The 12253-nt window shown below is 58.7% G+C and carries 12 protein-coding genes; 2 read left to right on the top strand and 10 right to left on the bottom strand.

Annotated features, from left to right (window positions below):
• Nucleotide 1 precedes the first annotated feature (1 nt).
• The 3 genes from AC5RUQ_RS15085 to AC5RUQ_RS15075 all read right to left on the bottom strand — a co-directional run bounded on the left by AC5RUQ_RS15085 (nucleotide 2) and on the right by AC5RUQ_RS15075 (nucleotide 3709).
• The gene (locus AC5RUQ_RS15085; protein ID WP_493948168.1) at nucleotides 2-382 is read right to left on the bottom strand and encodes a hypothetical protein; all 381 of its coding nucleotides are present in this window, start codon (nucleotides 380-382) and stop codon (nucleotides 2-4) included.
• 2129 nt (nucleotides 383-2511) lie between these two features.
• Nucleotides 2512-2757, bottom strand: coding sequence for a hypothetical protein (locus AC5RUQ_RS15080; protein WP_493948167.1), 246 nt, complete (start codon nucleotides 2755-2757; stop codon nucleotides 2512-2514).
• Between the two features lie 688 nt (nucleotides 2758-3445).
• Nucleotides 3446-3709 (bottom strand): putative quinol monooxygenase, encoded by a 264-nt coding sequence (locus AC5RUQ_RS15075; RefSeq protein ID WP_493948166.1) that lies wholly within the window; start codon nucleotides 3707-3709, stop codon nucleotides 3446-3448.
• A 283-nt stretch (nucleotides 3710-3992) separates the two neighbouring features.
• On the opposite strand from AC5RUQ_RS15075, the gene AC5RUQ_RS15070 reads away from it, so the two are divergent.
• Nucleotides 3993-4649 carry a VOC family protein gene (locus AC5RUQ_RS15070; protein WP_493948164.1) on the top strand — a complete coding sequence of 219 codons (657 nt, stop codon included), beginning with the start codon at nucleotides 3993-3995 and terminating at the stop codon, nucleotides 4647-4649.
• A gap of 333 nt (nucleotides 4650-4982) precedes the next feature.
• A complete protein-coding gene (locus tag AC5RUQ_RS15065; protein WP_493948163.1) occupies nucleotides 4983-5909 on the top strand; it encodes a hypothetical protein in 927 nt (308 codons plus the stop codon).
• Nucleotides 5910-6010: 101 nt separating this feature from the next.
• Here AC5RUQ_RS15065 and AC5RUQ_RS15060 read toward each other — a convergent pair whose 3' ends face one another.
• The 7 genes from AC5RUQ_RS15060 to AC5RUQ_RS15030 all read right to left on the bottom strand — a co-directional run bounded on the left by AC5RUQ_RS15060 (nucleotide 6011) and on the right by AC5RUQ_RS15030 (nucleotide 11280).
• Entirely contained in the window at nucleotides 6011-6310 is a 300-nt protein-coding gene (locus tag AC5RUQ_RS15060; protein ID WP_493948162.1) for a hypothetical protein, read from the bottom strand.
• Between the two features lie 253 nt (nucleotides 6311-6563).
• Nucleotides 6564-7202 carry a hypothetical protein gene (locus AC5RUQ_RS15055; RefSeq protein WP_493948160.1) on the bottom strand — a complete coding sequence of 213 codons (639 nt, stop codon included), beginning with the start codon at nucleotides 7200-7202 and terminating at the stop codon, nucleotides 6564-6566.
• 382 nt (nucleotides 7203-7584) lie between these two features.
• Nucleotides 7585-7944: a DUF2750 domain-containing protein gene (locus AC5RUQ_RS15050; RefSeq protein WP_493948159.1), complete on the bottom strand. Its 360-nt coding sequence runs from the start codon at nucleotides 7942-7944 to the stop codon at nucleotides 7585-7587.
• A 37-nt stretch (nucleotides 7945-7981) separates the two neighbouring features.
• Complete coding sequence (locus AC5RUQ_RS15045; protein ID WP_493948157.1) at nucleotides 7982-8845, bottom strand: TIGR02391 family protein; 864 nt, start codon at nucleotides 8843-8845, stop codon at nucleotides 7982-7984.
• 605 nt (nucleotides 8846-9450) lie between these two features.
• Complete coding sequence (locus AC5RUQ_RS15040; RefSeq protein WP_493948156.1) at nucleotides 9451-9762, bottom strand: hypothetical protein; 312 nt, start codon at nucleotides 9760-9762, stop codon at nucleotides 9451-9453.
• 406 nt (nucleotides 9763-10168) lie between these two features.
• Nucleotides 10169-10588: a hypothetical protein gene (locus tag AC5RUQ_RS15035; RefSeq protein WP_493948154.1), complete on the bottom strand. Its 420-nt coding sequence runs from the start codon at nucleotides 10586-10588 to the stop codon at nucleotides 10169-10171.
• A 92-nt stretch (nucleotides 10589-10680) separates the two neighbouring features.
• Complete coding sequence (locus AC5RUQ_RS15030; RefSeq protein ID WP_493948153.1) at nucleotides 10681-11280, bottom strand: class I SAM-dependent methyltransferase; 600 nt, start codon at nucleotides 11278-11280, stop codon at nucleotides 10681-10683.
• Nucleotides 11281-12253 lie beyond the last annotated feature (973 nt).

The following is a 12253-nucleotide window of genomic DNA, read 5'->3' as shown; positions in this document are numbered from 1 at the left end:
GTTATGCCCCCGTCGAGTTGCCGGCGAGCCCGCGCACCTGCCCGGCGGCCCGGTTCTCCAGGTCCACCTGGTGCATAGCAAAGCCTGACATTGCGGTACCCGCGACCTCGGTCTGCCGCTTGGTGGGCTCCAGGGCCTCACGGAGAGGGGAGTTCCTACCGGCGTCGGTCCTTGCTGTTGGGGACTGAATCTGAAGGGACCTGACCGCGGCGATCTTGGCTGGAGTTGCGCGCGTAGTGTCCCGATAAATCCGAATACCCACGAAGCGGACGATTATGGTGAGGACCACCAGAACCCAAAGCACCAAGCTGAGCTGAGCGATGAAGCCAACAAAGCTGTCGAACATCGCCCCGTCGCGGCCGAAGGTCGCCTGGGCAGACACAGTGATATTTTCGAGGTGCCTCACCGGAGAGGCCCCTTTGCTGAACAAACGGCACGGGACAGGTTCTGTTCTGCTGTCATTGACCATGCGGCACCTAGACGCGTGGTGCCGACGACGGGCAACGTGGAGTCCCACGATTGGTGTGGTGTGGTTGCCACGGCGCTGGAAGATCGGGGGCGGGCGGTTTGGTGATGTTTGGACATTAAAAGCTGGATCATCGCAGTCTCCCTGCCTAAAACGAATTTTTTGTTGTCGCGCTTTTTTTGGAAGCAGCTTCCGATTCAAGGGAACGTAGCCAATAACGGCGAAACGGCTTATGGGGTGGACGTGAAGTTTTGATGGTGAAGTTCAGGAACGTGAACGCCGGCGCCGGCGACAACCGCCCGAGCGGGTTGGCCGCTGACTTTGGTACTTCGTATGCAACACCAGCAATAGGGTCACGCGAGTCAGGCCACAAGAAGTGACTCAACGCTTCAAACATAAAAGGCGGCGGAACGAAAAACATGAGTAGTTTGTACTCAAAAAAGAAATTAGGGACTACCTGCTAATCAGCGTTTAATTCCCGCGCGAAACCGTCCCCTTTCCAAAAGTTTTCCCATTGTTCACAAAGAAATAGTTTGCCGCATCTGGCAAGGGAGGTATTCGCGGAAATGTGTTCTGCGGCCCGCCCGTCAAGCGAGAGGGCATGGCTTCGTTGCGCGAATATGTCCGCGATCAAAATAGGTCATGGTGGCAGTGTTATCGGGATCAAAGGCCAGAGCTACTAAAGAAACACCCAAGATGTCAGGCAAACATCACCCGTAGGACACGTGGAGGCCACCCTAGGCCTGCCAAATATTTAGGAAGGGGGATCCGTCGAAATCTGGAGGAAAAAATAAGGCCTGCGCTGACGGCATCGTCGTCTCCCGCCAGCCACGGACTCCCCAGGAGACGGAATTAGCGCGGTCTTTCAGGACACCTTAGGTCCAGGGGACCCGGGGACGGACACTGCGCCCGACCCTGGGCTGTTCTGGATCCTTGACACAGTGAAAGGAACGCGGCACCTTCTCGATATTTCCACACTCACGATCGCCCCATACCTACGGCGGTGCCGTGAAGTGGTCGCGGGAAGGCGCACCTACAAGTGCTGGATCAAGCTCAGTTTCTGCGAGCGTGTCCCTACTCCATCCCTACTGTGAAGCGGAAATAAGGAAGATGCGTACCAGAAATGATCTTACCGCTTTATGTGTTCATCATCTGCGCTTTTAATCCCAAGATGCCTGCAAATGGAAAAGCGAATCCCAGGGATCGTCGCATAATTGGCACTGCAACATCAAGCACCATCTATATGACGTCATATTTCTTCGGTCGGTCTGGTGATCGAAATCACACTGCATCACACAGCCGAAAATCTGCATTGTGCGCGACTCGACCACCAAGTCAACGATTAGCCGCCCTTCAGAATTCGTGTTTACCCTCTGCCGTTAGAGATGTTCTGCTGCTGCTGACGGCATTGCGCAGCAAGGACATGCTTTTCGTAGTTCCGTAGGAACGCGAATCCCCCACCGGCGCTATTGACCTGCTTTATCATGTGTTGCTGGCTTCGACTTTCGCCTTTGTCGCATCGGGGGCAATGGGGCCTTAAATCTCATTTTGACGGCGGCAATTAGTGCGCCAAGCCTCTTTATTTCCGCCGCGACCTTTTCCTTGCGGCGACCATGACGGGAAGATCGCTGTCCTGCCGGGCTTTTTGTGGACGGCCCAACCGGGGCGGTTCGGTCCATGATCAACGATCCGAGGAGGATAAGTTGAAGGCGGCACGCGGGCGCTTAGACCAGTGCCGGGTAGCTATTTAGGAAGTAGTCCGCCGCGGCTGGTCCCTTCATTCGCAGCCCGTTAGGGCCCGGCCTGAGCCGTTGACGCATCGCCTCCCAGAATGACGCTTCCGTGCAGGGCGGTTGGCAGGTGATGCTGCACCAACTGGTGTAGAGGCCGAAAAGGGGGTCGGGTTCAATAGTGGTGCCTGACGACGGGTCAAAAGCGGTTGCGTCCCGGAGGAACACATCAAACAGGTCAACTGCCACGAGAAGCTCGTTTCAATGGGTGCGTCCGCAATTGGGGCCTTCACGTCGGTTTGGGGAGAACGGGCGCTAATGACTTGGCAGCCCGACAAGGACTTCTCGATAGTGCGTGGGCAAGCGCACAATCTCGAGTTCGGAGGTGTCGAGAAGGCGGCGGCTTCCTGTCAAGGTGTCCAGGATCCATAATAAATCCTGGCCTGGGGCGATGTCGGTGATCGGTCCTCGATGGACCAGAACGCTTCTATGAAACGCTTCGATGGCGTCCCCCGGCTTAAGTTGGTCGTAGGAGCCAATGATGTCGCGATTGCTGACCATTCCAGGTCCTTTCCATTTCGGAGGGCTCCCCCTAGTTAGAGTCTGCCGTCCGAAGGTTGCGCTGAGATGTCTTTCGGGTGATCATCAGCTGACCCTTTCTGTCTCTTTCGGGACGGCTCCGGGGTTTGACGGAGGCCTGCCATGCCGACGGCCTATTTCCATATTTGGACCAGCTCGAGCCGGTTTCCCTACCAACGCCTGTCCATGAGCAGGAATTCATAGCTCGCTCTTGGGAAGACGCCGATTTGCAGTACACCTAAAACTGACAGCAGGGACTGCTCACGCAGCTGTAATAGGCTCATTTGCCGCGCGGCAGAACTGTGGAACGCGCACTTAGTCCAGTGTGGAGAGGCAGGCTGTCGGGCCCACGACCGGGACAATTCTCAGAGGCTATTCACCTCTACTGCTTCTAAGGAGCTACCTCAACGGCTTCCAATTCAGTGGAGGACTTGCCGGGCGACCTCGTGTAGGGGTCACTAATTCCAAAGCCGAGGGCTGCCAATCCGAGGTGTCAGGGTCGGTTCTGGCAAAGAATCCAGCAAGTGCTGGATGCCGTCCTAGTCGGTCAAGTCCGGGTCCTGCGCGCCAGTTAGCGCTGCGAAAACGACGTCAATTACCGCTGCGAAAACGACGTCAATTACCGCTGCGATTTACAGTCCAGGTGAAGCCAGAAAATTAGGGCCGTTCCTTATTCATAGAACTCGATCCGCGGCTCGCCCTGCATGCCGGCTTGCTGCATGGCGTCTTTCAGACCGGGATTGCTCAAATAGGCGCGGGCCGTCTCAAGCGAATCGAAGTAGTGGAGCACCAGAATGTTGTTAGGGTCATCGGCCATGCGATGCACTGAATGATCGATTACACCGCCGGCCTGCCGCAGCCCATCCGCCGAATCGTAGACACTCCGGAAGGTGTCGTAGTCGGCAAAGCGATGGAGGAGAGTAACGAGTGCCATGGAAAACTCCTTCAACTCGTCCCGAGATACGGGTGGTCAGTAACGTCAAACTAGACCCGGGACAAAAGACTGGTCAAGGAACTCCGGCATTCACGCTCCCGCAACCTCGGTGGTCATCTGCCAGGCGGACACCAAGCGCCGCCCTGCCGGAAAAGACCAAATGACTGGCCATGGTTCTGCACGGCGTACTGACGGGGAAAAACGGGTCATCAGTAGCGGCAGCCACGACTTCGTCCGGCTCTGACGCCCGGAGCGTGACCTGCGTCAGCGGTAAGGTGGGCCTGTGAGCACCACCGAAGTCGATCACCTCGTCGTCGCCGCGGCCAGCCTGGAACAAGGCGTGGCTTGGTGCGAGGGGACGCTCGGCATCACGCCAGGGCCGGGCGGCAAGCACCCGCTGATGGGCACGCATAACCGGGTGTTCAGCATCGCGTCGGCCCCGTTCCCGGGCGCATACTTCGAGATCATCGCCATCGATCCGGATGCTCCGCCGCCACCGCGCCGGCGCTGGTTCGGCCTCGACGACCCGGAACTGCAGCAACGTATCGCCCATTCGCCAGGCCTGGTGCACGTGGTGGCGCGCAGCGGCGCTCTGGACAAACACCGAGCGGGCATTCTCGACGCCGGAATCGACCCGGGCCTTCCGGTGGCCATGTCTCGCGACACGCTGCAGGGGTGGCTAGCGTGGAAGGTCTTGGTGCGCGACGACGGCAAACTGCAGCTAGGCGGCGCGCTGTTAACTCTGATCCAGTGGGACGGCACGCATCCCACAGAACACATGGCTACCAGCACCGTCGCGCTGCGGGAGCTGCAATTGGGCGGGCTGCCCCCAACGGTGCGCCAGCTGCTGGCGCTGCAGGGCGTGGCACATGCACCGAAACCGGCGCTGCGTGCCGTATTGTCCACGCCGCTGGGCGAGGTGATCCTCGAGACTCAATGACCACCGGTGCACCTCGACCGGGCCACGATTGATGACGCTGACAGATGTACTACCCGAGGCGCCAGGCCGTATCAGCAAAGGATCCTTTGTAGAGACAAGAGAACCAACCTGTCAGCCGTTTGGAATGTGACTTGTGGCGATAAATGGCGGTGTACTCGCAGCACTATTTGGCGCATGGGCAGCCCACAAGGGGATCCCTTACCGGGCGGCCGCGCTTGGGTCATTACGTGGGCCGCATTGCCTGTGTGGCTAGGGTTTCCGAGGCCGTAGAGCATACATCTGTGTTGGTTGGATGGAGAGTGGTATCTGCTGTGACCGGTGTAAGTTCGGCTCATGACTAACGAGGACGCGGCGCCGCCGCCTGGGTGTTACGTGATGGACTGGCCCTGGCCAGACCGTCCCCGCCCTTCTATGCCGCCCGGTTGGTCAGTTAAGGGCTTCGAGGATGACCTTTGCTGGCTTGGCGACGACGTCATTATCAATGCCGAAACGGATGTCCTCCCGCCGGGGTGCGAGGACAGTGTCTGGATCCTTCACAATCAGTACGTGTGCCCGCCAGGCATCAATCCTGGAGCGCTAGCCGAGGACAATCCGAATCCCTACCCGGTCGCCCCACCACCCGAGTTTGTACGGGTGAGGTGGAAGGAAGTAGCTGATATCAAGGGTGTTCCACTGCGTGGGGCATTCTGGGATGGGCGTGAAGTTCCTCCGTGCTTTCGTTGGGACGCCTTCCTAAGCTGGCGCGAAGCATCACTCGTTTTGCCGGATGCTGACTTCGTGTATCAGCCCGTGGATGCAACCATCGGCCAAGTGGAGCTGGAGGCGCTCCTGCCGCTGCTAAGGGCCGCGACAACAACGGATCGAATGGAAGCAATGTTCGCCGCGGCCGACCCATTCGAAGACGAGATCCTGGGCCGAGTCTTGGACGTTGACAGCGAAGTGCACTCACGAATTTTCGCCTTCAAGCTCGGAGACCTGCTGCCGACAATGCTGCGCCCGGGCCTGCCGGACGTGACACCTGAGTTCTGGTGGCCAGAGGACCGGACATGGGTAGTGTGGACTGATTGGGACCTGCTGGGATCAAAGGTCTTTGGAACCAAGAAATTGATCGAGGGACTTCGTCGCCACCCCGACCTTGAAACTCTTGACTGGTTCCCGGCTCGACTGCACCCGCCGTCACCCCTGGGCCTCCCGGCCGTTTCGAGGTCCGGATACAAGAGTTGCAAGAGAAACAGCGGAAGGCTGCAGAGGAGCGGCTGAAAAAATAGCGGATGCCCGATTGAGGATCCTTTAACGGGCACCCGATTGAATGCGCACCATTGAGTGGGGTGGCTGCAATCACGGGAGTACCCTGGCGTTTCTTACCGCGCTACTCTTCGAAGGTCGAGGAACTCTGCCGAGTCGGGGTCTGTGTAGTAGTAGCTCAGGTACTTCCGATCGCCGACGTCCTTGATGTTGATCCGATCTTGGTCACCCCTGCCTTCGATGTTGATGAGTACAAACGCCAGCTGGTTCCCTAAGTTCCATTCGGTCGTCCAGGTGCCCGCGATGCTATCCGAGTTACTCCAGTCCGGTGGCCCTCCATACTTTTCATCAAAAGTGGAGGGGTAGAAGACGCGGTCCGGAAGGTCCACGCCCTCAAAAGTGCCGTCGGCCTTCAAATCCAAGGTCCCGGTTCGCCCGCCCGGTCCTTTCGCTTCCCAGACACCGACAACTTGGGAAGATTCGACGGGCTCTGTCGGAGGGGCACAGGCTGATAGCAGGAGGGATGTGGCGAGCAGGAACGGCCATCCACGACGGAGTCCAATAGATCTGCGAGTGTTCCTCAAGTCGGGTGGCATGGGTCTCGTGGTCTCTCTGGAGTTCAGGCTGAGTAGCTAGGTGACCCTGAACGGGCGCTATGCAGTGGGCTAACTAATCCCTTTGGTTGACGTTGAATTCGTCCAGTTCGCGGATCGTGACTCGGGCAGGTTCTGGACCCAGCAACAGTTGCGCCCGACCGTAGCTACGCCAGCAGGAAACGCTGAGGATGCAGAAAGCGATAGCACCGACACCACCCAAGGCGATGGACAGATCGAGCAGGGAGTGCGCTTCGTCGTAGCCTGGATCGTCGAACCCGACTTCGCCAAGGGCGGACCATGCCTCGTAGGCCTGCACCCCGGAGACAACCTTGGTCACCGTCAGGACCAATATCCACAGGAGTACTGCCCCGGCCGCGAGGTAGGTCACTTTCATGATTCGCCTCTGCCGGTTCCAGTCCTTGAAGGTCTTCGGACGCAGCTCCGCCGGCATTGGCCCCAAGGCTGCCGCGGAGCGTTTCCACCAGCGGTGCAGCAGGACCCAGGAGAGGGCCAGTACCGCGGTCAGCACTCCAAAAGCTGCGACAAGCAGGTCTTTCGAACTCTGCAAATATTCGTAGGCCGGATGGCCGAATGCGACATCCCCTCGCAAAAGCGGCCCTGTAACGTTCAGGAGCCAGAAGCTGAGCAGGAAGAGACCGACAATCAAAGGCAGCTGGACGACGAAAACTGCGACGCCGTAGATCAGCGTCATGCGCCGACAGCGCCGCGACCACGTCGTTGTGCTTTCACATGTCTCAGCGTGCTGAAGATCTGTCATTGAGGTCCCCGTCCCCCCACCTAAATGGCTACGTGACTCCAGCTTAGCCGGGGGAAGGACACCCGCCGCCCCCGACGGGGCGCTGTCGAGGCATGTTCCGGCAAGAGACCTATACCGATTCGAAATGCCCTCCCCGTGGCTTCCAGCAATGAACATATCCGGGTAAAACTGCCGGAGGGTTTGACCCTGCCCGCCACATAGGAGGCTTGGCAAAGAAGATCGCCGAGAAGCAAGGCGAAGGCTTCGAGTTCGCCCCCATCGTCGACGGCACGTGCGAATGAGCGCGACGCCCTCAAGCGGATCCTCCACGGTGCACCTATTCGGATGATTGGCGGGTTATTAAGGATGCCAGGGCCGCGCCTGGCTCCACGTCGTAGCCCGTTGCCCGGTTTCCGGACCAGTTGAGCCCCACACGTAGCCCATCTCGTTCCAGGCCGGGCAGCCACTTTGATCGCCACTCACTGAGGGGGATCACGACTTTTTCGAAGCCGGCATAGTCGTGGACATTAGAGATGATGCGCTCTGCGCGTGAACTCAGAGACCAGAAGGGCATGCTACGAAGTCCATCGCTTCCGAGCGGGGCTGGAAAACCGTTAGTATCCCTGATCGTCCAGACTTGCTGTCCGCGGACGACTTCCTCGAAAAATGCAGTTGCGTGCGCGCCACTAATTGTCATTGCTGCATCGTCTCAGACTCTCCGAAAAGCCCATCCTTTACCGGGCGGGATCATTCTCGAAGCGGTTTACCTGGCACTGGTCGAGTAGATGCGCGAGAAAGCTGTATGCAGCCAGGCGCTCCATTGCTTGCTGCTCAGTGAGCTCATCTCTAGTGTGGGTAGTCACGTTTCGGACAGTCAGATTCAGCCCGGTAGCCAGGGCGTTCAAAGCTTTTGCGAGGGGTTCAAGGCCACCGCGCATGCTCTTGGCGGTTTTGTCATCGGCGGGACCAGGCCAAGCAAGCTTTGGTCGGCCGTCAGCTGCCTCACCGGCTGACAGGGTCTGTTGCCAGAACACTGTGTCGTCCACATCGTTGCGGCAAAGCTTCTGCTTCCAATGGACTGTCAGCCCTTCAGCAGCTTCGCGAACGGCGACTCGGAACTGGTGAGCCGTCCAGTGTGCAGCTGCACCCGACCAGATCACGGGGTGCAGCTGAGCGGGGGAAAAGCTTGGCAGACTAGAGTCCGAGTTGCTCTGCGCGTCGATGAGCATTGCCTCTAGCCGACCTTTGACGTTCGCAGTAGTCATTCGAATATCGCGCGGTGCAAGCGGAGCCTTGGGTGATGACATGAACGACCAGTTGGAAATCGGGTCGATAACACCTAGTCCTGTGACGGAAATGTATGCCCCAGTAACGGCGACTGCGCGTGCTGCCAGCCCGGCGGCCTCTGCGACATCGAGTTCGAGGCGGCGCACCAGTGCAGAGTCAACTCCGTCTTTTACCCAGACAGTTGGAAGAAGGCCTCGAGAAGAACGATGGTCAGATTCTTGTTGCGTTTCCATCCAGGCATTGAATGCGGCCTCGAAGCGGCCAACAGCGTCGAGTAGGCGCCGCAGATAGTCCTCACCATAATCGCTCAAATCATTCCCCCGTATTCAGAGCTTGTGTCAAATGTCCCAGGCTTCAGCTTATGCCGGGTCCCCAGCAGCAGCGTCCGTAAGCCGGTCGATCACCGCGCCCCGGAAGCCCGGCGCCACGTTCCGCGCCATTGCTGGCTGGGGCTCTGACCTTCGGCGGTAAAGGGCGGCTTTTTCGCGGCGCTATTTGTCGCATGCTGCTGCTGCCCACAGACCGGGACCCGGCCGCCTCGCCGCCGCTCCGAACGGGTCCGTTCTGGTGACCAACACGCTGATAAATCCGTGACAATCTTTTCGGCCAGGACTTACGCGTTTCAGGGCCGCAGGCCAGGCCCAAAGAGTATCCCCCGAGGCCAACGAAGCAGGTCCCACGGCGCAGGCCACCTTTGACAACAAGGGGAACAACCTCATGTCCAAACTTCCCGTAATCCTCAGAAGAGTGGCCGTCGCCATGTTGTAGGGGCCCCAGCATTGATCCTGGCTGGTAGAAGGCGTCAGCCTTTGAAAGCTGCCCAGGATGCAGCAACTTCGGATCCCCCGGCAGAGGATCCCGAACGATTTTAAGTCCTCTCGGATCACAGGCAAACCTGAGTCTCCCTGTCCGGCGGTCAAGTTCGTCGGGTTTTTGTCCACTCCGGATGCTGGTAGACCGGCTTGCGCCGGCGGCCTGAGAGGCTGTTGATTTCGAGAACGGGTCCGGCCATAAGGCCCCATGGATAAACGTCTGCACGACCCGAGCGATCATAAATGATCATCAAATCGGTGCCTTCGAGGTAAACGTACCCGGCGATAACACTGCCGTCGATTGAAGTCAGCGGAGGGCCGACGATGATCTCGACCCGTACGTCCGCGTCGATGAATTGCAGTAGGGCCTCACGGGCCTCCGGTTGCCAGGCATTCGGCCACGAAATTGACTGCATGGCACGATCTTTCCTTACGTCAGGCAACCCGCGGTATTTCGACACGTTAGGAACCATCCCGGGACCGGACCCATATTTCACCTACCAGTTGTGTCTTGAAAAACAAAAGCTTCTCAAGACACTGATCGGGATATTCGCAGCGCCCACCGTGTGACTTTCGGCGATAAATGGCGGCTTTTTGGCGGCGCTATTTGGCGCTAGGTGCAGCCGTAAGGGGATCCTTCACGGGGCATCTCGAGGTATCACCCACAACGTGAAGATGCTTGTCCTGTTAGGGTTACGGACCGCTGTGCTATTGGGTTAGTGATAGGAAGCGGCCCGCACGTCGGAAGTCACGGGCTGAACGACCGCATCCCCGGCCGGCACCGATTGATCACTGCCACCTTCTTCATGGATGGGCACTGGCCTAGCCGATGGGTGAGCGGCTGCGCCGGACGTATGCGCTGGAAGCCGGGAGCCACATCAACACGGCACCAGCAAGACTGAGGATCAGACCCATAACGACCAGGACATCAGTCAAGGCAACCAAACCGGCAAGGGAAAGGACAGCCACGCCAGTCAGGACATACCTGGCCCAGCGTTCGCTCCGCAGAAGGCTGAGCGCCGCCCAGCATTGCAGGGCTGTCAGAAGGACCAGCATTCCCATGCTGACCGCGAACGAGGATGAGTCCGGCGGCCGCAGGAACATCACAATGGCTGGAATGACACCGGACACCAACGCGCTTGCCAGCCAAAAGTACGCTGATGCGCGAAGGACGGCAGGTGCTGTGCCTGTCTTCCTGTCGTCGACACGGTGATTTATGATGAAGTCCCCAATCTTCAGCAAGCATGCGCCCATTTGGGCCGCGAAGTCCCAAGAATACAGGGATCCCCTCAACACGAAAGGACGGCACCCCGCGGTGCCCAGTGGAGGATCACTTACCGGACAGCGGCACCAATGGCGGCATGGGGTCGTGTGCCCGGGTCTTGGCGTGACTCCATCTCGAGCACGTCGAAACCTGCTTCATTCAGCAAGTACCCCATCTGATCGGTGGACCAGGAGTAGGCCGTTGTAACAGCCTGTGGAAAAGGCTTACCCGGCAAACCCTCGAAGAATCCGACGAGTAGTTGCCCGCCCTGGACAAGGGCACGGGCGAGTTCCCTGAGCACCACGGGCAACTCGTCTGGTGGCAGGTGAATGAGGGAGTACCAAGCAAGCACGCCCTGGAGTGATCCATCTGGTACGTCCAGCTCGCGGAAGGAAGCAACGCGAAAAGGCACATCGGGAAAGCGCGCGCGGGCGTTTTCGATGAATTCGGGTACGAGATCTATCCCTTGTATAGCCGAGCCGTGTTGATACAGGAAGTTGGTCCAATGGCCTGGCCCGCACCCGGCGTCTATCAGTTGGCCGTTAATACTCGTAGCCCAACGTCTGATCCGTTGCTGATCCAACTTGTGCATGTCCTCAACGGAACCAAGCATGCGTGTGTATTCGGCGGCACGTGCCCCGTAAGCGGCTCGGATAGTTTCATTCCCCATGCTGACGAGCGTAGCGCTGCCAACATCACGGGATGACACCCGGGTTGGCGCCCAGCATGCTCTTGCGGGGAAGAAAGGATGAATGCATTGGCGAAGAAACCATCAGACGACAGCACGACCAGTGGGCTCCACGTGGTTTTCTACGATCCCTTGGCGCAGCAGGAAACCGCGTCACGCGCTGCCCACACTCGACTCCCAAAGCTTGCCGTTGCACGGCGGCGGAAACAGGGCGAAAGGGCCAATTCAAGGTCAGTTCGAGCCGAGGCGGTCCATCAGGTCCTCGGTGACCTGGCTGTTCTGGCAGCAGCCCGATTGGCGGCCTCGTGCTCAGGGTAGCGGGCCGCTACCCTCGAACGGACGTTGCGGCACAGTTACGACGATCTCAGCGCCCCTCACATCGAGAACCCGAATTACCCTGAGCAGGTGGTGCTGATCTACGGAACAACCGGGATCGACCCACGTTCCAAGTCCGGTCCGCCGGCCCCAGCCGGGGACAATTCTCAGAGGTTATCCACCGCTACTGCTGCCAGGAGCTACCCCAACGGCTCCCAATTTCCAGCCGTGGATAACCGAATTGACCCCAGCCATGGACGGATCAGAGTCGCCACCAGTTCCGGCCGCGTCACCAGACAGAGGTTTGCCCGGTCGAGGCAGGTTGACGGAATATCCAACATCAGCCTTTCAAAACAGGTGGGGAAGTGCCTTAGAAGGAGCTGTTCCTGGCATCATTTCTGTCCACTTCCATCTAACTTGACGCAGAGTCGCTACATCTGACGCACTCTCGCCGATTGTTCACAACACCTGCGGCATCGCCAGGTCAGAGCAACGTAAACCCCTTCAAGTTTGCTTGGTCAAGGAAGCCGGGTTGGATGTCTTACGGACATCCGACAACCCCGAACAGGCGCGACGTTGACTAGGTACGTGACCTGCCCTGCGGAGGTCTTATGAGTCATCTAGAGATCTGGCCTCGTAG

The sequence above is a fragment of the Arthrobacter sp. MDT2-3 genome (assembly GCF_059090465.1).
The sequence above is the reverse complement of the archived record's forward strand: the minus strand, read 5'-3'. Positions and strand labels throughout refer to the sequence as shown.